Origin of the sequence: Bacillus sp. 16GRE42 (assembly GCF_019837435.1) — a bacterium.
Classification (GTDB): Bacteria; Bacillota; Bacilli; order Bacillales; family Bacillaceae_G; genus Bacillus_A; species Bacillus_A wiedmannii.
The window spans coordinates 1473488-1492973 of sequence record NZ_JADAXF010000001.1; the positions used below are offsets into that span (position 1 = coordinate 1473488).

Sequence of the window (19486 nt, forward strand, 5' to 3'; positions counted from 1 at the left end):
ATACTTAGAAAGCTTCACTTTATTTTTATCCATCATACCTTATTTTTTAACAAATGATAAGTTTTCTGATCAATTTGTTTCACAAAAACAGTATAGCATACCTCTTCCTTTTCTAACAACTTAATTGTATATCACATTTAATCAAATGTGATATATTTTTTAATATAATTATCAATTAATACGTCATATTTAATGTTTCTTGAAAATAAAAAACACATTGTACTTTAGAGTACAATGTGTTTTTTATTTTACTACAACAAGATGCGGTCCATCTTGCTCTCTTTCTTTCATTATCTCATTTTGTTGTTTCTCTTGTCGTTTTACATGACTAGCAACATTTAATAATATACCCATTGAGATTAGATTAGCCAATAAAGAACTACCACCATAACTAATAAACGGTAACGGTACTCCTGTAAGTGGTATTAACCCAGACATACCACCAACATTAACAAAAGTTTGTATCCCAATTAAACTTGCAATTCCGATTGCAATTAAACTTCCAAATGGATTTTTACACTTTTGTGCCACTCTAAACGAACGAATGATAATAAGTAATAAACAGATTAAAATGATAGCTACACCTATAAAACCTAGTTCTTCAGATATAATTGCCATAATAAAATCCGTTTGTGGCTCTGGTAAGTAGCCATACTTTTGTATACTATTCCCTAATCCTCTACCATTTAACCCGCCTGAGGCAATTCCAATAAAAGAATTAACTAATTGGAATCCATCATTTTGAGGATCGTTAAATGGATCAAGAAAAACTGAAAATCGAGCTTTTTGGTATAGACTTAATTTATAGTTTCCGATAAAATACAACGCCGGAATCCACAAGACAGATGTTAATAAAAATCTTTTAATCCACAAGTTAACATTAACTCCTGAACAGAAGAACATAATTAACACTGTTCCACCTATTAATATGTCGGTCCCTAAGTCATTTTGTAATAAAATTAATACCATCGATCCACCGACAACAAATATAGGAGGTATGATCCCTTGGAAAAAAGGGGTTTGCCTCTCTTGTTTCTTAGCAAAAAAACTTGCTAGCGTAATAATAACTGCTATTTTTACAAACTCAGCTGGTTGTATACCTAGTATCCATCCTTTTGCACCATTGATTACCTTACCGAAAAGGAAAGCTGCTGTTAGTAAGCCCAGACTCCCTAATCCCATCGCTGTAAGAACTATTTTTTTCCTCCAAAATTTGTAAGGAATTACAGCAACAATCACTAGTATTACCGTTCCAATAGCAAGAGCAACTAATTGTTTTTTAAAAAAGTAATTTGCCGGCCAGTTATATCTCGACGAAATCGCGACAATGGAACTAGAACTATATACCATTATAACTCCCAACACACATAAGATAACAAGAGGAAGTAATAATGAATAATCCATTGATTTCCATACTCTTTTCATTTCATTTCCTCTTTCTGTTTCAATTTAATTATTGTTGTATTCCATATGTACATTGATTCTTCCTGCTTTATTATACAAATAAAAAGCCCAAACTATTTCAGTTTGAGCCCCCTTATTTGAACCCGTTATTGTTGTTTGTTTGTAAATGCTTCATGAAGTGCAGATAACTCACGTTCAAGCTCTCCTAACATTGCTTTCCCTTGTTCTTCTGCAATAAGACCAAGGCGAACTGCAAAATCGACCTCGCGGGATAGTCCAAACATTTGTGTGTCTAACACTTCTTCATATAATGGACATTGCGGCATTGTAAGATTGTCCATTTGCACCTTAATAAGTCTTAAAATCTTCTCCGCATCCGCTTGTAGAAGGGCTAGTGCCTTTTCCTGATGATTTGATACTGTCTCAGACGCCAAATTGATTCCCTCCGTTTCCGTCCTACTCTCTCCTATCTATTAATATTAGCGATAGTTTTAGTAAATTGCAATAGAAACATTTTTTGTGACAACCGTGTCTAATGCTATTATACTGAAAAGTGGGAGTATAACACAAATGGGGGAACAACAATGAGCGAAATTTTATTTATTAATGGAAAAGTTCGTTTTCCAATCACTATCGATCCAACTGTTTGGATCTTTGATGATCGAAAAGTAGATTTGACAACTTACTTTGATGAAACAAGAGAAAACACTTCAGAACTAGAAGCTTATTTAAAAAACACTTCAGAGCATTGGGATCGTGAAATCCGTGATGGTGCTGCGTTTCCACCGATACAACAAAGTGTAAAGAAATATAAAAAAGAACAACTAATTACTGGAACGTTCGGTATACCATTTCATCCATTTCTTGCTAACGCCGAAATTTCAGAGGACGCTACGCAAGTCGAAATTGAAACAGTAGATCAAACAATAATACTTCCATTAGAAACTGTCAAAAATGCTATTCTTGGTTTTTCAAAAGAAGGAAAGCCATTAAAAGAGGATGGACCTGTTCATCTATATTACAATGATGGATCTAATAGACAAAATCCAATCCGTAACATCCGTAAATTTACAATTATTTAAAGTGTATACTTAGAAGAAAAAGGAGTGAGCCTCAGCTCACTCCTTTTATAATAAATCTGCTGCTAGTTGAGCTAAATTAGACCGCTCCCCTTTAACAAACTTTACATGACCACTAATACGTTGCTCTTTAAACTTCTCTACAACATATGTTAAACCATTATTATATTCATCCAAATACGGGTGATCAATTTGCTGAGGATCTCCCATTAATACAATTTTACTTTTTTCTCCTACCCTTGTTAATATCGTTTTCACTTCATGCTTCGTTAAATTTTGTGCTTCATCAATTATAATGAACTGATCTGGAATACTTCTCCCACGTATATAGGTAAGGGCCTCTACTTCAATCGAACCCATTCCAGCTAAAATAGCATCTAACTCTCCTGGCTTTTTCGTATTAAATAAGTACTCTAGATTATCAAAAATCGGTTGCATCCATGGTCTTAACTTTTCTTCTTTTTCTCCTGGTAAATAACCGATATCTTTTCCGACTGGAACAATTGGCCTTGCAACGAGTAGTTTTTTATATAGTCCTAAATCTTCCGTTTGCATGAGTCCTGAAGCCAACGCGAGTAATGTTTTTCCTGTACCAGCTTTCCCCGTTAACGTTACTAGCGGAATATCTTCACGAAGCAACAATTCTAACCCCATAATTTGCTGCACATTTCGTGGTCGTATCCCCCATACTTGTTCATTGTGAAAAATAAGTTTCTTTACCTTCTTACCTAAATGATCCACAATGCCAAGTGCTGAACTAGATCCCCCTAATGCATCTTTCATTACTACAAACTGATTTGGATAAAAAGGGTGATTTGCAATTTCGGATAAAGGCAATTCACCTTTTTCATAAAAATAATCTAATTGCTCTTTTGATATATACCCTTCTAAAAATCCTGAATATATATTATCTACTTCAATTACACGATCACTTAAATAATCTTCCGCCTTCAAACCAATTGCATCAGCTTTTACCCTTACGAGCACGTCTTTACTTACTAAAATAACAGACTTCCCGTCCTCTTTTTCTTGTTCTTCTAAAGATAGATTTTTTGCTACAGCTAAAATTCGATTATCATTTGTTTTTTCTACAAAAATATCTTGTAGTTGAACAAATGAACGATGATTTAATTCAATACGAAATGTACCGCCGTTTTCTAACGGAATACTTTCATGCAGCTTTCCTATTTCACGAAATTTGTCTATTAACTTAGATACATAACGAGCGTTTCGTCCTACTTCATCCATATAACGTTTTTTCGAATCAACCTCTTCTAATACAACTGCTGGAATCACTACTTCATTTGTTTCAAATGAAAAAATAGATAAAGGATCCTGCAAAAGTACATTCGTATCTAACACATAAATTTTATCCAACCTGTTACCCCCTGACTCCACTTTTAAATTTGTAGAACAAGGGTTTCATCCATAAAATATGGACGAACCATTGTTATAATTATATGTACCGTATAAACGAGGTAGAATCGAAATTCATAACCATGAAACCTTTTATTTATTTTTTATTCATTTCTATTCAATATATTACTTTTAATTATAATTATTAACATAAAATCACAATAACTGATTACCAAAGTTAATAACTTATTTTCTTATTTATCACATTTATAATTCTTTTATTCCTACTAACACTTGGTTATCCAGCTTTTTCGCTGCGCGAATATCATATGTTTTTTCATAGGTTGGCTCAGTTGCAAGCTTCGCTCCATAAAACATAACATCACGTACTTCTTGTACATTTACTTCTATTACAGTTAATTTTAGAGGAATACCTTCCATTCTATCAGTCAAAATTTCACCTGCACCACTTATGGAAAATACGGATTCATTCGCCATTATAGTCAATACTAGCCCAGTACTATGCCGTATATTTTCCACAATACGTGAACGTTGATCTACTGCAAATCGAATACTAGTTTTACTCACTGCATACACCCAAGAAATAGCACTTACGTTAGGAACTTGTTTTTCGAAGTCTGTTGTTGCTACCATAACAATACATTCTTTACGTAACGTTTGTACTAAATCATCTGTTAATGTAGGATCTACTACATTCGCCATATTTCCACCTCCAAATATACTTACTATATCCTTATCATAACTTATTTTTCGAATTGCGAAAATATTATTTTTTCCCGCTATTATTCAAAAATATTACACTTCCATGATATACTTATACTGATAGAATTCGTATTGAGGTGACGAAATGAGAGTCAAGTGTATGATTTGTGATAAAAAAGATATGTTAGATGATGAAAATCCTATGGCAAAAAAACTACGTAACCGCCCTATTCATACATATATGTGCATGGAATGTTCGGAACGAATTGCAGAACGTACAATGGAACGTCATGCAAGTGGTAATTTCCGATTATACCGTGATAAAAAAGTCGAAGACGATTGGTAAAATGTAAATAAGTCCTTAATCATTTAGATAAGGACTTATTTATATTTTTCAGGTTCACGATTCATTTGATCCAAAAAACAATCAATAGCTTCTAACGGAAACCTTGCAGATTTTCTTTCTCCATTCATTTCATATGTAATCAAATACATTTCTTCATTCTTTTTAACTTCCACATTCTTTAATTTATGTTCTTCATATATCATATTTTCAAATAACAAATACGTTTCTTGTGCAGCACGATCATCTGGACGTGCTTCGGCAACTGTTTTAATTGTTAACCAATTATATAACGCATCTTGTACTGAACGCATAAAAATTTGCCCCCTCACCCTGCTTTTTGTTGTCTCGCTTGACGTAAACGCAACCTATAAATCCCAAGTACAATTGCCGCTACAACAAGGCCCTCTCCAACAGGTAAAAAAACTGCAAAGAAAGTTAAAACTGTACATCCAATCGCTAACGATATATATATCACTATATTTTTTATTATTGATAGTTTTCTTGCAAAACCTAAATTATACACAAGTGCACTTAATATAATAATGATGCCATACAGCAACCACATCCCTAGTTCCGGATTTTCATCAACTTTACATAATTTCGCAAAAAACGACATTCTTTCTAACATCATTCATCCCCCTTTCTCACAAGAAACAAATTTTATTTATGTACTTAATACAAGAGTAACCTGCAAAAAAAATACTGTCCACAAAAAAAGAGTAAATATTCCAAAAATAAATACAATAAAAAAACAGCTACCCCTCAAAGGTAGCTGTTCTATTATTTTACGCTTCTACAGATTTCTTTTTCTTAGCAGCTCTTTCGCGCTCGCTCTTATCAAGAATCTTTTTACGTAGACGAATCGATTCTGGAGTTACTTCACAGAACTCGTCATCGTTTAAGTACTCTAATGACTCTTCTAAAGTCATTAAGCGTGGTTTTTTCATTGTTGAAGTTTGATCTTTCGTCGCAGAACGAATATTAGTTTGTTGTTTCATTTTTACAACGTTAACTGTTAAGTCATTCTCACGAGTGTGTTCTCCAACGATCATACCAGCATATACTTCTGTACCTGGTTCAACGAAGATTACACCACGGTCTTCAACTTGCATAATACCGTATTGTGATGCTTTTCCTGCTTCAAGTGAAACTAGAACACCTTGACGACGTCCACCCACTTGTCCAGCATGTACTGGTTGGTAGCAATCGAATGTATGGTTTAAAATACCGTAACCACGAGTTAATGTTAAGAATTCTGTTGTGTAACCAATTAAACCACGTGCTGGAACCATGAAAGTAAGGCGAACTTGACCGTTTCCGTTATTCACCATATCTAACATTTCACCTTTACGTGCACCCATAGATTCCATAATAGAACCAGTGTATTCTTCAGGTACATCGATTTGCACGCGCTCTACAGGCTCACATCTTACGCCATCAACTTCTTTAATAATTACTTCAGGCTTAGATACTTGTAGTTCATAACCTTCACGACGCATGTTTTCAATTAGGATAGATAAATGTAATTCCCCGCGTCCAGATACGATCCACGCATCAGGAGAATCTGTATTATCTACACGTAAACTTACATCTGTTTCTAATTGTGAACGAAGACGCTCTTCAATTTTACGAGATGTAATGAATTTACCTTCACGACCTGCAAATGGGCTGTTATTTACAAGGAATGTCATTTGTAGTGTTGGCTCATCAATACGTAATAATGGTAAAGCCTCTTCATGCTCAACCGGACATACCGTTTCACCTACGTTAATGTCTTCCATACCTGAAACAGCTACTAAATCTCCAGCTTTTGCTTCTTCAATTTCTTGACGTTTTAATCCAATGTAACCAAATAATTTCGTTACACGGAATTGTTTTACAGTTCCATCAACTTTCATTAATGCAACTTGTTGTCCTACTTTCATTGTACCACGGAATACGCGTCCAACCCCGATACGACCAACATAGTCATTGTAATCAAGAAGTGCTACTTGGAATTGAAGTGGCTCTTCGCTGTTATCAACTGGTGCTGGAATATGTTCAATAATTGTGTCAAACAATGATTTCATATTCTCTTCTTGATTTGCTGGATTTGAATCTAAGCTTGCTGTTCCGTTCATTGCTGATGCAAATACAACTGGGAACTCTAATTGATCTTCGTTTGCACCAAGTTCGATGAATAAGTCAACTACTTCATCAACTACTTCATCAGGGCGAGCGAAGTCACGGTCAATTTTGTTTACAACAACGATTGGAGTTAAATTTTGCTCAAGAGCTTTCTTTAAAACAAATCGTGTTTGTGGCATACAACCTTCATATGCATCAACAACAAGTAGAACACCATCAACCATTTTCATGATACGTTCTACTTCTCCACCGAAGTCAGCGTGACCAGGTGTATCTAAAATGTTAATTCTTTTATCTTCATAGTGAATCGCAGTATTCTTCGCTAAAATTGTAATACCACGTTCTCTTTCTAGATCGTTTGAGTCCATTGCGCGTTCTTCAATATGTTCATTCGCACGGAACGTCCCCGCTTGACGTAATAACTGGTCAACAAGTGTTGTTTTACCATGGTCAACGTGGGCAATAATTGCTATATTTCGTAAATCTTGTCGTTTTTTCAACATGTCCAACTCCTAATGTCTTTTTAATCCTTCTCTATTATAAGAGCGAAGGGGATACAATGGCAATCAAAATAAAATCAAGAATGAAAATATAGTTGTATTCTTACTTTTGTGAAAGTAAAATGAGATTGGAGGGTGAAGAAATGGAACACATTCAATATCGCTTTTTATTAACTGCAATTATCGGTGTTATTTTCTTAATCGGTATCGGCATTATGGTTGCTGAAAATAGTCCCATCGGTATTATTATTTGCATTATCGGCACATTTGTTACAGTTGGATACGGTTTTGTAACAAAAAGAAAAATGCGTAAATCGCAATAACGTCAAAAAGTAAGAAGCGCTTATACAGCCTCTTACTTTTTTTGTTACTCCGCTATAAATCGTAACAACTCTTCATACACTCCTGGTTTTGCAACTAATACGCTGCTCTTCTCTACGATAGAAAGCGGAGATCCAGAAAAAGTTGTCACCTTGCCTCCAACTTCCTCTACAATTATCTGTCCCCCACCAAAATCCCATGGTGATAATCTCGGCGTTACATATGCATCTATTCTTCCTGTTGCAACGTATACCATCTCTAACGCTGCACAGCCATATGATCTCGTGCCTCTTGCTTTCTTAACCAGTGCCATCATACTTTCCTTATTAAGCAATGGATTGTCGGTAAGCCATATCGCATTTAATGCTACAATACCTTGCTCTACAGTTCCTTCTTCCAATAAAGGTATTGGTACTTCATTACAAAATGCTCCGGCTCCCTTTACCGCATGGTATAATTCATCATGAACTGGGTCATAAATGAGTCCAACCTTTCCGATACCGTTCTCATAAATTCCAATTGAAATTGCAAAATTTCTTTTTTGATGAACAAAGTTCATCGTGCCATCAATTGGATCAATTAACCAAACAACCCCATCAGAAGAAGTTACCTCATCTCCATAACCTTCTTCTCCTAAAATATTATGGTTCGGGAATGTTTCTTTAATTTTCCCAATTAAAAACTGTTCTATTTCTCGGTCCATATTTGTTACTAAATCAGCTGCATTGGATTTCGTTTCTATAATAAGTGCTTTTTCCATTGATGCCATTAAAAACTCTCCTGCATCTCGAATCCACTGTTTGGCGTGTGCATCGATGTCTTTCCATACTTCTTGCATGTTTAAACACTCCGATCTATACTGTTCACAGAAAAAACGAACCCTTTATAAGGTTCGCACCAACTAATTTTTTATACATATACTATTATTACGCTTCTAAACGAATCATTTCAAGTCTTAACACTTCTAACTTTTGTACACACTCTTCTTTTTTCAGTTTATCATTCTCCATCATCGCATCATATAAAGTTGCTAATTCATAATCTAGCTCCAAACGTAGCACCGGTATTCTCTTTTCAGCATCTGTTCTCTTTAACGCATTAATCACCTGTCTCATATTATTTGCCTCCTCCCAATATTCGTCTGCCCTCGGACTGTAATTGATTCAATTTTCTGATTTTTTGTTTTATACTATACTATGTTGGATAAATCATCTATGCAACAAAATTATATTTTTTTATTTAATTTTTTTTGTGCTGTTTTTTTTATGAATAGTACAAGCTATGCTAAAATAAAAGCAAAATAGGAGTTGGAGGAACAATCATGACACTACAAACATTCAAGTCAACTGATTTTGAGGTCTTTACAGTTGATGGTCTCGAAGAACGAATGAGTGCAATTAAAACGAACATTCATCCTAAGCTGGAAGCTTTAGGGGAACAGTTTGCAACGTATTTATCCAAACAAACTGATGAGAACTTTTTTTATCATGTAGCAAAACATGCACGCCGCAAAGTCAATCCACCAAACGATACTTGGGTTGCTTTTTCAACAAATAAACGCGGTTATAAAATGCTGCCACATTTCCAAATTGGATTATGGGGTACTCATGCCTTCATATACTTTGGTTTAATCTATGAGTGTCCACAAAAAGTGGAGACGGCTCACGCCTTCTTAGAACATTTAAATGATTTAAAAACAAATATTCCAAATGACTTCGTTTGGTCCATTGACCATACTAAACCAAGTGTAAAATTACATAAAACACTTGAAACAGAAGACTTACAAAAGATGATTGAACGTCTAGCTACTGTGAAAAAAGCAGAATTATTAGTTGGTATTCATATATCACCAGAGGAGTTTTCAGCAATGACCAACGAACAATTCCTTGCTAAGATTGAATCTACGATGCAATCACTCCTTCCTTTATATGCACTTTGTAATCGATAGTAGAAAACGGACAATTTATATTGTCCGTTTTTAGTTGTTATCACATTATATCACTTCAGTTTTCATTTTTCAAAATATTTTTACATTTTCACAAGCTTTTGTTCTTCAGTTTCTTTCGCCCTTTGAATCGCACGGTATATAGAATATCCACTTACTTCTTGAAACTCTTTATCAATTTTCTTCTCTTCTGCTTTAGATGGAACAATCTCTTTAAAACGACGATATAATCCCATTAATTCTTCTCTTATAATTCCTTTTTCGTATGCTTTCTCAATTGCTTCATAAAACTTCACAATTACAACCATTTCCTCATTTGACCAATCATAATCTAACGGATATTGATATTCCATTTCGCACCTCATTTATCATTTCTTCTTATTTCAATATGCTATCTTAAAGGGATTTTTTTCTTCTTCACTATAGCCACTTTGCATTATACACTATTTATTCATTGTGATGGAATTGTCTTCCTCTATAAGTTAATTGGAAATAACTATTTAACATACTCACTGTAAAAATATTTTTTTCTATACATCTATAATTATTGGTGATATAATGCTTTTGTTTTATAGAAAATAAAGTGAACCTACCATCTCAAAAATGCTTTTGTGATTGGCAGAAAAACAAGTCTCATTCTAAAAAGCACTTAACTTTTTTAGAACAAGATTATATAAAACAAACTCTAATAAATATTATGAAAAAGAAGGGGTGTATAGATTGTCCCAATACGAAACACCATTGTTTACCGCTTTAGTTGAGCACAGTAAGCGAAATCCAATTCAATTCCATATTCCTGGTCACAAAAAAGGTCAGGGCATGGATCCTACATTTCGCGAATTTATTGGGCATAATGCATTAGCAATTGATTTAATTAATATTGCGCCGCTCGATGATTTACATCATCCAAAAGGTATGATTAAAGAAGCACAAGATTTAGCAGCCTCTGCATTTGGTGCAGATCATACTTTCTTTTCTATTCAAGGTACAAGTGGTGCAATAATGACAATGGTGATGAGCGTGTGCGGTCCTGGTGACAAAATCCTAGTGCCACGAAACGTGCATAAATCAGTAATGTCAGCTATTATTTTCTCAGGTGCAAAACCGATTTTCATGCATCCTGAAATCGATCCAAAACTTGGTATTTCACACGGAATCACAATTCAATCTGTCAAAAAGGCACTTGAAGAGCATTCAGATGCGAAAGGCTTACTTGTTATTAATCCAACATACTTTGGCTTTGCTGCGGACTTAGAACAGATTGTCCAATTAGCGCATTCTTATGATATCCCTGTACTAGTTGATGAGGCTCATGGTGTTCATATTCATTTTCACGATGAATTGCCGATGTCAGCGATGCAAGCCGGTGCAGATATGGCAGCAACAAGTGTTCACAAATTAGGAGGATCTTTAACGCAAAGTTCTATTCTTAACGTGAAGGAAGGCCTTGTGAACGTTAAACATGTTCAATCTATTATTAGCATGCTTACGACTACATCAACTTCTTACATCTTGTTAGCATCCCTAGATGTTGCTAGAAAACGTCTTGCTACAGAAGGAACAGCACTCATAGAACAAACAATACAATTAGCGGAACAAGTTCGTGATGCTATTAATGCTGTTGAGGATCTTTACTGTCCTGGGAAAGAAATGCTAGGTACAGATGCTACTTTTAACTACGATCCTACAAAGATAATTGTATCTGTAAAAGATTTAGGTATTACAGGCCATCAGGCTGAAGTATGGCTTAGAGAGCAATATAACATTGAAGTAGAACTCTCGGATTTATACAACATACTATGTCTTGTCACTTTTGGGGATACAGAAAGTGAGACAAATACACTTATTGCAGCATTACAAGATTTAGCAGCAACATTTAGAAATAAAGCCGATAAAGGTGTTCAAATACAAGTAGAAATTCCAGAAATACCAGTGCTAGCACTTTCTCCTCGAGATGCTTTTTATTCGGAAACAGAAGTCATTCCGTTTGAAAATGCAGCAGGTCGTATTATAGCTGATTTCGTTATGGTTTATCCGCCAGGGATTCCAATCTTTACTCCGGGGGAAATTATTACACAAGATAACTTAGAGTATATTCGTAAAAACTTAGAAGCGGGTTTACCTGTACAAGGTCCTGAAGATATGACATTACAAACATTACGTGTGATTAAAGAGTACAAGCCTATCAGTTGATAGGCTTTTCTTTCACCATTTTACCCTTTTCTCATACGATATTAAGTAATGTAACGTATAGGTGGGGATACGATTATGATTGTAATAGGCCGTTCTATTGTACATCCTTATATCACAAATGAATACGAGCCATTTGCAGCTGAGAAACAACAAATTTTATCGATAATGGCAGGAAATCAAGAAATTTATTCCTTCCGAACATCTGATGAACTCAGCTTTGATCTAAATTTGCGAGTGAATATTATTACTTCTGCATTAGAACTTTTTCAAAGTGGATTTCAGTTTCGCACATTTCAACAATCCTTTTGCAACCCCCAGTATTGGAAAAGAACGTCACTTGGAGGATTCGAGCTACTACCAAACATACCCCCTTCCATTGCCATACAAGATATTTTCAAAAACGGAAAACTATATGGAACTGAATGTGCCACCGCTATGATTATTATTTTTTACAAAGCTTTACGATCATTATATGAGGAAGAAACTTTCAACCGTCTCTTTGCAAACCTTTTACTTTATACATGGGACTACGATCAAGATTTAAAGCTCATAACAAAAACGGGTGGTGATTTTGTTCCAGGTGATCTCGTTTATTTTAAAAATCCACAAGTGAATCCAGCTACGATCGAGTGGCAAGGAGAAAATGCAATCTATCTAGGAAATTTCTTTTTTTACGGACATGGCGTAGGTGTAAAAACCAAAGAGGAAATTATATACTCATTAAATGAACGACGAGTCCCTTACGCTTTTATTTCAGCTTTCTTGACCGATACTATTACCCGTATTGATAGCCGTCTTATGAGCCACTACGCTTCTCCTAGCACTCCACAGACATCGATAGGGTTTATTCCGATTAGAGATGATGCAATCGTTGCAACAGTTGGTCATACAACTACAATTTATTAAAAAAGCGCCTACATATGTATATGTAGGCGCTTTTTTTTATTTAAGCTTTTGTATGTTCTTTATGGCCACATTCGCAATGAGATCCACATTTCCCGTATAGTACTGTTGATTTTTCATCTTCAAAATGTCCGATTGTTCCTTCACATACTTGGCATACGATTGTTCCCATTTTTCATTTCCCCCTGAGTTTTAATAATAATCTACTTATTTATAATTAAGCTTTCGCCTTATCTCTATTAGCACATTCACAATTTGTACCACATTTTCCGTAAAGCACTGTCGTTTTTTCATCTTCAAAATGACCGATTGTTCCTTCACATACTTGGCATACAATTGTTCCCATTTTTTATTTCCCCCTAAGTTTATGGTCCTAAAAACTTTTAGCTGTCCATTTCCTATCAATTATTGGGCTTTTGTATGCTCTGTGTGATCACATCCGCAAGATCCACATTTCCCGTAAAGTACCGTTACTTTTTCATCCTCGAAGTGTGCAATTGTACCTTCACAATCTTGACATACGATCGTTCCCATTTTTCATTTCCCCCTAAGTTTATAATCCCAAAAACTTTTTGTAACCGCTTAACTTTCTGTCTTTATTTTAATATGTTATACTTTTTACGTCAATAGGTTTTTAGTATAACACATTAAATATTTTTAATTTTAATTAGTATGCGATATTCAAACAAAAAAACAGCCATATTTATACGTACGACTGTTTTACATTAATTATTCTTCATATTCCGCATGCAAAGAAGTAGGTGGGACTAAAAACTTGAAAAACTGAGCTAACTCTGCCGCTTCCTCTTCTGATCCTAATTTAAAAATCCCCTGTATATGTTGAACATTCTCTACATCATCTCGCCCAAGTAAAGTAGACCTTCCTGTTTGCATGCAAACAATGAGTGGCTTTCCAAAAAACATATTTGTATAAATAACACCAAAATCATAACGAGTATCATGTGTCATAAAACCCAAAAATCGTACCTTCACACTTTCATGTTCATCATACAATTTTTCAAACATCGGTTTCCACCTTTCTCCATCACCTTTCATTAGTATATTAAACAAAAAAAGGAATACTCCTTTTAATTGTCAAAAAATTCAGTATCATGTAGAATGTTAGTATTCTACTAAGGTTAGGGGGATCTTATATGCAACATGCCTTTATTACGCTTGTACCTAAATCCAATCAACAATCTGTTTCAATAGATGATATAAAACAACTTTTTCATTACTATCAAACAGTTACTTCCAAAACTGGTGTTCAAATTAATTACGCTTATACAAATACCGCTTTTCCTTATGAAATTTTAGATACATCAGCAACAACATTAAAACTACAATCTACTCACGATCGATATGACTCCATTTATGTTGGTGTTGGTATAGAAAAGGAACAATCTTTTATTCAGATTTCTTTACCACCTAATGCAACATTTGGTGATAAAGGAAAAGCAAATGAATTTTGCCGTTTTCTAGCGAAGAAATTAGAAGGAGAGTTACAATTATTTAATGGAAGAACAATGTATTTCTATAAACGTTAATTTAAAAACAAAAATAAACGATTAGAAAGATCATACTATTTGTGCAAGTAAGAAGTATTGCTTTCCTCCTTGCACTTAGTATGACATATGCTATCACATACGCTAAGTACAAAAATATAAGAAAAAGAAAAATTTTATAATGCAGTTTATCCCGACTTGACAGTAATAACACTGCTGAAAATCCACTCCACAAAACTAGATGAAAAAATGAAGCTAGCGTAATTTTCATAGCGTTACCTCCTTATCCTTTCTATTATATGCTTCAACTCTTCCCTCTTAGTATTTTGAAAGTAGACTTCTCCAAATTTCACCTAATCCACTGTTGAATTTTTCCTGTTTTTTTAATTCCCCAACTATTCACATACGAATATCCCTCGTTCTTAACAATAAATTCGCTCATATCGCCCATAAGACAGATTATTCATTTATCGCATGGTATACTCCTTAAGAAGAAAATATAGAAAGGAATTAATAATACATGGTATTTAGCAATTTATTTTTTTTATGTCTTTTTTTACCTGCAATTCTTTTCGTATACTACTCAGTACGGAAAGAATTACAAAACATCGTTCTTTTATTATTTAGTTTATTATTTTATGCTTGGGGAGAACCAATATATGTCTTCCTAATGCTTTTCTCTATTTTCATCAACTATTGGTTCGGAATATGGCTTAATAAAGACCGACTATCTAGTGCAAATAGAAAACTTATTCTTACTATAGCAATTGTTGTCAATACTGCTATACTAGGATATTTTAAATACGCTAATTTCTTAGTGGATAATATAAACGGGATTTTTCATACAAACATTGTACTCGAAAAAATTCCTTTGCCCATTGGGATTTCATTTTTCACTTTCCATGCAATGAGTTATATTATCGATATTTTTAAGAGAAAAGTAGAAGCTCAGCGAAATCTATTTGATCTTGCACTATATTTTACTATTTTCCCGCAATTAGTAGCAGGACCAATTGTTCGATATAATACAATCGCTTTTCAATTACATGTTAGAACAGTTAATGCTGATAAGTTTTCAGAAGGAATTCGTCGTTTTATCATTGGATTAGGAAAAAAGGTTTTAATTGCGAATCAACTAGGAGCTATTGCCGATGAAATATTTGCAATGGATCCAGCAACGATGAGCGTATCAACCGCTTGGATTGGTGCAATTGCTTATACATTACAAATTTATTTCGATTTTTCAGGTTACAGTGATATGGCAATTGGATTAGGAAAAATGTTCGGATTTGATTTCTTAGAAAACTTCAATTATCCATATATTTCAAAATCCATCTCTGAATTTTGGCGTCGCTGGCACATTTCACTTGGTTCATGGTTCCGTGATTATGTTTATATTCCACTAGGCGGAAATCGAGTATCTCCTTGGAAAAACTATCGAAATCTATTTATCGTATGGGCATTAACTGGATTTTGGCATGGAGCTAGTTGGACATTTATGATATGGGGTATTTATTACGGATGTTTAATTGCTTTAGAAAAGGCTGGTTTCGAAAAAATATTACAAAAATTATGGTGGCCGATTCAACACATATACGTTATGTTTTTAGTAATTATTGGTTGGGTGTTCTTCCGCGCTGATAATTTTAGCTACTGTTCTAAATTTTTACAAACAATGTTCGGATTAAATGGATCGTTGACTGACATTACTAGTTATTTCTATGTGATGAATTATTGGGGAATCTTTATACTTGCTATTATTACATCAGCTCCAATTTTCTCTTGGATCAAGAATCCATTAGCAAATAAAAAGGTAGTAATTTTATCTCCACTTTATTACTTGAGTGTTTTAATCATAACTATGATGTATTTAACGAATGCAACTTACAATCCATTTATTTACTTCCGCTTCTAAAGGAGGGCTGGAGGACTAACAAGGCATTTACTCATGAACAATTAGAAGACCGATTACCATTGGAATATGAAAGGTGCATTTTATGCATACGAACACACTACATGCTGTCATTATTAAAGATTCTTATGCAAATACAGCTTATCCTTTATTTGCACAAGAGTTTGAATAAACAACATTTATTGATCCACGATTTGCGGCAAGTAAAAATGTAAGGCAAGACCTCGAAAAACTAAATGCTGATATCGTATTATTCCTTTATAATGACACTAGTACAAATAAAGAAATGTATCAATTTGAAAACAAAGAATACAAAACAAGAGGTGAATCAACAAAATTCACCTCTTGTTTTTCTATGCATATAACACACGAAAAAAAACGTCTTCTAAATTTAGAAGACGTTTTTTTATAATTATTTTACAATGTGAATTGGCATTCCAAGAGCAACTTCAGCTGCTTCCATCGTGATCTCACCTAATGTTGGGTGAGCGTGGATTGTTTGAGCGATATCTTCTGCTGTCATTCCAGCTTCGATAGCTAAACCAATCTCAGAGATAATATCAGAAGCGCCTGCACCTGCAACTTGAGCACCTACAAGAAGACCATCTTCTTTACGTGTTACAAGTTGTAGGAAACCGTCAGTGCTGTTTAATGATAATGCACGACCGTTAGCAGCGAATGGGAACTTAGATACAGCTACTGTCATTCCTGCTTCTTCAGCTTGTTTCTTAGTGTAACCAACAGATGCTAATTCTGGATCAGTGAAGCATACTGCAGGAATTCCGATGTAATCGATTGCTGATGCATGGCCACTAATTGCTTCAACAGCTACTTTACCTTCGTAAGAAGCTTTGTGAGCTAATGGTGGTCCAGGAACGATATCACCGATTGCATAGATGTTTGATACGTTTGTACGACATTGCTCATCGATTTCGATGATGCCGCGGTCAGTCATTTTAACTCCAACTTGCTCAAGACCAATTTCTTGAGTGTTTGGACGACGACCTACAGTTACTAATACGTAATCAGCTTCTACAGTTTGGATTTCACCTTTAACTTCAAAGCTAACTTTTACGCCAGTTTCTGTTTCTTCAACGCCTTTAGCCATAGCTTTTGTATGGATATTTACGTTACCTTTCTTTTGAAGAGCACGTTTAACAACAGAGCTCATAGCTTTTTCGAAACCAGCTAAGATTTCGTCGCCAGCTTCTACTACAGTAACTTCTGTACCGAAGTTAGCATATGCAGTTCCTAATTCCATACCGATGTAACCGCCGCCGATTACAACAAGTTTTTTAGGAATTTCAGGTAAGCTTAAAGCACCTGTAGAGTTGATAACACGTTTAGAGTATTTGAATCCTGGAATTTCGATTGGTGTAGAACCAGTTGCAAGAACAGCATTTTTAAACGTATACGTTTGTGCTGCATCTTCAGTCATTACGCGTAATGTATTAGCATCTACGAAGTAAGCTTCACCGCGAATGATTTCAACTTTGTTACCTTTAAGAAGGCCTTCAACACCGCCAGTTAATTTCTTAACTACGCCGTTTTTCCATTCTTGAACTTTTGTAAAGTCAACTTTTACGTTCTCTGCAGTGATACCCATGTCATCAGAATGCATTGCATTCTCATAACGATGACCTGCATTGATTAACGCTTTTGAAGGAATACATCCAACGTTTAAGCATACGCCACCAAGGTTAGCTTTTTCGATAATTGCTACCTTTTGACCTAATTGTGCTGCACGAATTGCCGCAACGTATCCACCAGGACCTGCACCAACAACGACTGTATCTAATTCAATTGGGAAATCTCCTACTACCATTGTTATTACGCCTCCATTACTAATAATTGTGGGTCATTCAATAGACGTTTAATTTGGTTTAATGCTTTTTGAGCAGTTGCGCCGTCAATTAAACGATGGTCAAAGCTTAGAGATAATGCTAATACTGGAGCTGCAACGATTTCACCGTTTTTCACAACTGGCTTCTCAGCGATACGGCCGATACCAAGGATTGCTACTTCTGGGTGGTTGATAACTGGAGTGAACCATTGTCCACCTGCAGAACCAATGTTTGTAATTGTGCAAGAAGCACCTTTCATTTCAGCTGGAGCTAAACGACCTTCACGTGCTTTACCAGCAAGATCATTGATCTCGTTAGAAATAGTGAAGATTGATTTACGATCTGTATCTTTAACAACTGGTACTAATAGACCTTTGTCTGTATCAGCTGCGATACCGATGTTGAAGTAATGTTTATGAACGATTTCTTGAGAAGCATCGTCTAAAGCAGTATTCAACATTGGGAATTCACGTAATGCAGATGTTAAAGCTTTAACAACGTATGGAAGGTAAGTTAATTTAATACCTTTGTCAGCTGCAACAGCTTTGAACTTCTTACGGTGAGCAACAAGTTCTGTTACATCTACTTCATCCATTAATGTTACGTGAGGAGCTGTATGTTTAGAGTTAACCATTGCTTTTGCAATCGCTTTACGGATACCACTCATTTTCTCACGAGTTTCTGGATATTCACCAGCTGGGATTGGTTGTGCTTTTGGTGCTTCTTCTTTCGCTGCTGCTGGAGTAGCTTCTACTGCTGCTGGAGCCTCAGTTGCTGCTACTGCTTGTCCACCATTTGCAAATGCATCGATGTCAGCTTTTACGATACGGCCGTTCTTACCAGAACCAGCTACTTTATGAATGTCTACGCCGTTTTCACGAGCATATTTACGAACAGATGGCATAGCGATTACGCGCTCATTTACTACTTCTGCAGTTGCTGCTGGAGTAGCTTCCGCTGCTGGAGCTTCTACTGCTGCTTCTTCAGCTTTTGGAGCTTCATCATGATCGTCACCTTTAAATTTAAGGTTTTCGTATCCAGGAGCATCAAATTTAATTAATGTATCTCCTACAATTGCAACTGTTCCTTCTTCTACAAGTACTTCAAGTACTTTACCTTTAACAGGAGAAGGGATTTCTACTACTGCTTTATCATTTTGTACTTCAAGAAGTACATCGTCTTCGTTTACTTCATCGCCTGGTTTAATAAACCATTTTACGATTTCACCTTCGTGGATACCTTCACCGATATCTGGTAGTTTAAATTCAAATGCCACGGAATTCAGCCCCCTGATTCATTTCATTATTATGGAATATGTACAAAAGAAA

Annotated in this window: 25 protein-coding genes and 1 pseudogene; 9 read left to right on the plus strand and 17 right to left on the minus strand. The window is 35.1% G+C overall.

Annotation, left to right across the window (positions count from 1 at the left end):
* Window positions 1–243: 243 nt before the first annotated feature.
* Entirely contained in the window at window positions 244–1425 is a 1182-nt protein-coding gene (locus ILS93_RS07495) for an FtsW/RodA/SpoVE family cell cycle protein (protein WP_064474952.1), read from the minus strand.
* 125 nt (window positions 1426–1550) lie between these two features.
* Window positions 1551–1838, minus strand: coding sequence for an Fpa/YlaN family protein (locus tag ILS93_RS07500; protein WP_000135698.1), 288 nt, complete (start codon window positions 1836–1838; stop codon window positions 1551–1553).
* A gap of 150 nt (window positions 1839–1988) precedes the next feature.
* Between ILS93_RS07500 and ILS93_RS07505 the strand changes: the two genes are divergently transcribed.
* Window positions 1989–2486 (plus strand): hypothetical protein, encoded by a 498-nt coding sequence (locus ILS93_RS07505; RefSeq protein ID WP_064474951.1) that lies wholly within the window; start codon window positions 1989–1991, stop codon window positions 2484–2486.
* Window positions 2487–2531: 45 nt separating this feature from the next.
* Here ILS93_RS07505 and ILS93_RS07510 read toward each other — a convergent pair whose 3' ends face one another.
* Both ILS93_RS07510 and ILS93_RS07515 read right to left on the minus strand, forming a co-directional pair.
* Window positions 2532–3860: a PhoH family protein gene (locus ILS93_RS07510; protein ID WP_000358079.1), complete on the minus strand. Its 1329-nt coding sequence runs from the start codon at window positions 3858–3860 to the stop codon at window positions 2532–2534.
* 246 nt (window positions 3861–4106) lie between these two features.
* Window positions 4107–4562: a PNPOx family protein gene (locus ILS93_RS07515; protein WP_000024571.1), complete on the minus strand. Its 456-nt coding sequence runs from the start codon at window positions 4560–4562 to the stop codon at window positions 4107–4109.
* 145 nt (window positions 4563–4707) lie between these two features.
* On the opposite strand from ILS93_RS07515, the gene ILS93_RS07520 reads away from it, so the two are divergent.
* On the plus strand, window positions 4708–4908 hold the full coding sequence (locus tag ILS93_RS07520) for a YlaI family protein (protein WP_001995040.1): 201 nt from the start codon (window positions 4708–4710) through the stop codon (window positions 4906–4908).
* Window positions 4909–4943: 35 nt separating this feature from the next.
* Here ILS93_RS07520 and ILS93_RS07525 read toward each other — a convergent pair whose 3' ends face one another.
* The 3 genes from ILS93_RS07525 to typA all read right to left on the minus strand — a co-directional run bounded on the left by ILS93_RS07525 (window position 4944) and on the right by typA (window position 7538).
* Window positions 4944–5219, minus strand: coding sequence for a hypothetical protein (locus tag ILS93_RS07525; RefSeq protein ID WP_046956451.1), 276 nt, complete (start codon window positions 5217–5219; stop codon window positions 4944–4946).
* A gap of 14 nt (window positions 5220–5233) precedes the next feature.
* Entirely contained in the window at window positions 5234–5536 is a 303-nt protein-coding gene (locus tag ILS93_RS07530) for a YlaH-like family protein (RefSeq protein ID WP_000893656.1), read from the minus strand.
* Between the two features lie 157 nt (window positions 5537–5693).
* Window positions 5694–7538, minus strand: a complete 1845-nt coding sequence (gene typA, locus ILS93_RS07535; RefSeq protein WP_064474950.1) for a translational GTPase TypA — start codon at window positions 7536–7538, stop codon at window positions 5694–5696.
* Window positions 7539–7678: 140 nt separating this feature from the next.
* On the opposite strand from typA, the gene ILS93_RS07540 reads away from it, so the two are divergent.
* Entirely contained in the window at window positions 7679–7858 is a 180-nt protein-coding gene (locus ILS93_RS07540; RefSeq protein ID WP_000400129.1) for a DUF5325 family protein, read from the plus strand.
* A 44-nt stretch (window positions 7859–7902) separates the two neighbouring features.
* Here the strand turns inward: ILS93_RS07540 and ILS93_RS07545 are convergent, their stop codons facing one another.
* Both ILS93_RS07545 and ILS93_RS07550 read right to left on the minus strand, forming a co-directional pair.
* Window positions 7903–8694: an inositol monophosphatase family protein gene (locus tag ILS93_RS07545; RefSeq protein WP_064474949.1), complete on the minus strand. Its 792-nt coding sequence runs from the start codon at window positions 8692–8694 to the stop codon at window positions 7903–7905.
* Window positions 8695–8782: 88 nt separating this feature from the next.
* On the minus strand, window positions 8783–8971 hold the full coding sequence (locus ILS93_RS07550; protein WP_001250166.1) for a hypothetical protein: 189 nt from the start codon (window positions 8969–8971) through the stop codon (window positions 8783–8785).
* Between the two features lie 206 nt (window positions 8972–9177).
* Here ILS93_RS07550 and ILS93_RS07555 point away from each other — a divergent pair, with 206 nt between their 5' ends.
* Window positions 9178–9804: a YktB family protein gene (locus ILS93_RS07555; RefSeq protein ID WP_000175087.1), complete on the plus strand. Its 627-nt coding sequence runs from the start codon at window positions 9178–9180 to the stop codon at window positions 9802–9804.
* 80 nt (window positions 9805–9884) lie between these two features.
* On the opposite strand, the gene ILS93_RS07560 is transcribed toward ILS93_RS07555, so the two are convergent.
* Window positions 9885–10154 carry a UPF0223 family protein gene (locus ILS93_RS07560; protein ID WP_000456565.1) on the minus strand — a complete coding sequence of 90 codons (270 nt, stop codon included), beginning with the start codon at window positions 10152–10154 and terminating at the stop codon, window positions 9885–9887.
* Between the two features lie 367 nt (window positions 10155–10521).
* Between ILS93_RS07560 and speA the strand changes: the two genes are divergently transcribed.
* Entirely contained in the window at window positions 10522–11994 is a 1473-nt protein-coding gene (gene speA / locus ILS93_RS07565; protein ID WP_142289348.1) for an arginine decarboxylase, read from the plus strand.
* Between the two features lie 75 nt (window positions 11995–12069).
* Entirely contained in the window at window positions 12070–12900 is an 831-nt protein-coding gene (locus ILS93_RS07570; protein WP_222660277.1) for a protein-glutamine gamma-glutamyltransferase, read from the plus strand.
* Window positions 12901–12940: 40 nt separating this feature from the next.
* Here ILS93_RS07570 and ILS93_RS07575 read toward each other — a convergent pair whose 3' ends face one another.
* The 4 genes from ILS93_RS07575 to ILS93_RS07590 all read right to left on the minus strand — a co-directional run bounded on the left by ILS93_RS07575 (window position 12941) and on the right by ILS93_RS07590 (window position 13923).
* Window positions 12941–13069: a GapA-binding peptide SR1P gene (locus tag ILS93_RS07575; RefSeq protein ID WP_088047244.1), complete on the minus strand. Its 129-nt coding sequence runs from the start codon at window positions 13067–13069 to the stop codon at window positions 12941–12943.
* Between the two features lie 45 nt (window positions 13070–13114).
* Entirely contained in the window at window positions 13115–13243 is a 129-nt protein-coding gene (locus tag ILS93_RS07580) for a GapA-binding peptide SR1P (RefSeq protein ID WP_064474947.1), read from the minus strand.
* A 59-nt stretch (window positions 13244–13302) separates the two neighbouring features.
* The gene (locus ILS93_RS07585) at window positions 13303–13431 is read right to left on the minus strand and encodes a GapA-binding peptide SR1P (RefSeq protein WP_000536778.1); all 129 of its coding nucleotides are present in this window, start codon (window positions 13429–13431) and stop codon (window positions 13303–13305) included.
* 195 nt (window positions 13432–13626) lie between these two features.
* Window positions 13627–13923, minus strand: coding sequence for a DUF3055 domain-containing protein (locus ILS93_RS07590; RefSeq protein WP_222660553.1), 297 nt, complete (start codon window positions 13921–13923; stop codon window positions 13627–13629).
* A 128-nt stretch (window positions 13924–14051) separates the two neighbouring features.
* Here ILS93_RS07590 and ILS93_RS07595 point away from each other — a divergent pair, with 128 nt between their 5' ends.
* Entirely contained in the window at window positions 14052–14444 is a 393-nt protein-coding gene (locus ILS93_RS07595; protein ID WP_098103102.1) for a DUF1885 family protein, read from the plus strand.
* Window position 14445: 1 nt separating this feature from the next.
* Here ILS93_RS07595 and ILS93_RS07600 read toward each other — a convergent pair whose 3' ends face one another.
* On the minus strand, window positions 14446–14673 hold the full coding sequence (locus ILS93_RS07600; protein ID WP_064474945.1) for a hypothetical protein: 228 nt from the start codon (window positions 14671–14673) through the stop codon (window positions 14446–14448).
* A gap of 249 nt (window positions 14674–14922) precedes the next feature.
* On the opposite strand from ILS93_RS07600, the gene ILS93_RS07605 reads away from it, so the two are divergent.
* Entirely contained in the window at window positions 14923–16317 is a 1395-nt protein-coding gene (locus tag ILS93_RS07605) for an MBOAT family O-acyltransferase (protein ID WP_088047242.1), read from the plus strand.
* A 97-nt stretch (window positions 16318–16414) separates the two neighbouring features.
* Window positions 16415–16624: pseudogene (locus ILS93_RS29080) on the plus strand (hypothetical protein); the annotation flags it as partial.
* 102 nt (window positions 16625–16726) lie between these two features.
* On the opposite strand, the gene lpdA reads toward ILS93_RS29080, so the two are convergent.
* Both lpdA and pdhC read right to left on the minus strand, forming a co-directional pair.
* Window positions 16727–18139: a dihydrolipoyl dehydrogenase gene (gene lpdA, locus ILS93_RS07610; RefSeq protein ID WP_000260106.1), complete on the minus strand. Its 1413-nt coding sequence runs from the start codon at window positions 18137–18139 to the stop codon at window positions 16727–16729.
* 5 nt (window positions 18140–18144) lie between these two features.
* A complete protein-coding gene (gene pdhC / locus ILS93_RS07615; RefSeq protein ID WP_064474943.1) occupies window positions 18145–19434 on the minus strand; it encodes a pyruvate dehydrogenase complex dihydrolipoyllysine-residue acetyltransferase in 1290 nt (429 codons plus the stop codon).
* Between the last annotated feature and the right edge of the window lie 52 nt (window positions 19435–19486).

Bases quoted from the DNA above. Each gene is read 5' to 3' on its own strand.
- ILS93_RS07520 (WP_001995040.1), top strand. From the start codon at position 4,708: ATGAGAGTCAAGTGTATGATTTGTGATAAAAAAGATATGTTAGATGAT.
- ILS93_RS07580 (WP_064474947.1), bottom strand. From the start codon at position 13,243: ATGGGAACAATTGTATGCCAAGTATGTGAAGGAACAATCGGTCATTTT.
- ILS93_RS07530 (WP_000893656.1), bottom strand. From the start codon at position 5,536: ATGTTAGAAAGAATGTCGTTTTTTGCGAAATTATGTAAAGTTGATGAA.
- ILS93_RS07570 (WP_222660277.1), top strand. From the start codon at position 12,070: ATGATTGTAATAGGCCGTTCTATTGTACATCCTTATATCACAAATGAA.
- ILS93_RS07555 (WP_000175087.1), top strand. From the start codon at position 9,178: ATGACACTACAAACATTCAAGTCAACTGATTTTGAGGTCTTTACAGTT.
- ILS93_RS07600 (WP_064474945.1), bottom strand. From the start codon at position 14,673: ATGAAAATTACGCTAGCTTCATTTTTTCATCTAGTTTTGTGGAGTGGA.
- ILS93_RS07525 (WP_046956451.1), bottom strand. From the start codon at position 5,219: ATGCGTTCAGTACAAGATGCGTTATATAATTGGTTAACAATTAAAACA.
- ILS93_RS07560 (WP_000456565.1), bottom strand. From the start codon at position 10,154: ATGGAATATCAATATCCGTTAGATTATGATTGGTCAAATGAGGAAATG.
- ILS93_RS07605 (WP_088047242.1), top strand. From the start codon at position 14,923: ATGGTATTTAGCAATTTATTTTTTTTATGTCTTTTTTTACCTGCAATT.
- ILS93_RS07495 (WP_064474952.1), bottom strand. From the start codon at position 1,425: ATGAAAAGAGTATGGAAATCAATGGATTATTCATTATTACTTCCTCTT.
- ILS93_RS07590 (WP_222660553.1), bottom strand. From the start codon at position 13,923: ATGTTTGAAAAATTGTATGATGAACATGAAAGTGTGAAGGTACGATTT.
- ILS93_RS07540 (WP_000400129.1), top strand. From the start codon at position 7,679: ATGGAACACATTCAATATCGCTTTTTATTAACTGCAATTATCGGTGTT.
- typA (WP_064474950.1), bottom strand. From the start codon at position 7,538: ATGTTGAAAAAACGACAAGATTTACGAAATATAGCAATTATTGCCCAC.
- ILS93_RS07595 (WP_098103102.1), top strand. From the start codon at position 14,052: ATGCAACATGCCTTTATTACGCTTGTACCTAAATCCAATCAACAATCT.
- ILS93_RS07545 (WP_064474949.1), bottom strand. From the start codon at position 8,694: ATGCAAGAAGTATGGAAAGACATCGATGCACACGCCAAACAGTGGATT.
- lpdA (WP_000260106.1), bottom strand. From the start codon at position 18,139: ATGGTAGTAGGAGATTTCCCAATTGAATTAGATACAGTCGTTGTTGGT.
- ILS93_RS07585 (WP_000536778.1), bottom strand. From the start codon at position 13,431: ATGGGAACGATCGTATGTCAAGATTGTGAAGGTACAATTGCACACTTC.
- ILS93_RS07515 (WP_000024571.1), bottom strand. From the start codon at position 4,562: ATGGCGAATGTAGTAGATCCTACATTAACAGATGATTTAGTACAAACG.
- ILS93_RS07550 (WP_001250166.1), bottom strand. From the start codon at position 8,971: ATGAGACAGGTGATTAATGCGTTAAAGAGAACAGATGCTGAAAAGAGA.
- ILS93_RS07575 (WP_088047244.1), bottom strand. From the start codon at position 13,069: ATGGGAACAATCGTATGCCAAGTATGTGAAGGAACAATCGGACATTTT.
- ILS93_RS07505 (WP_064474951.1), top strand. From the start codon at position 1,989: ATGAGCGAAATTTTATTTATTAATGGAAAAGTTCGTTTTCCAATCACT.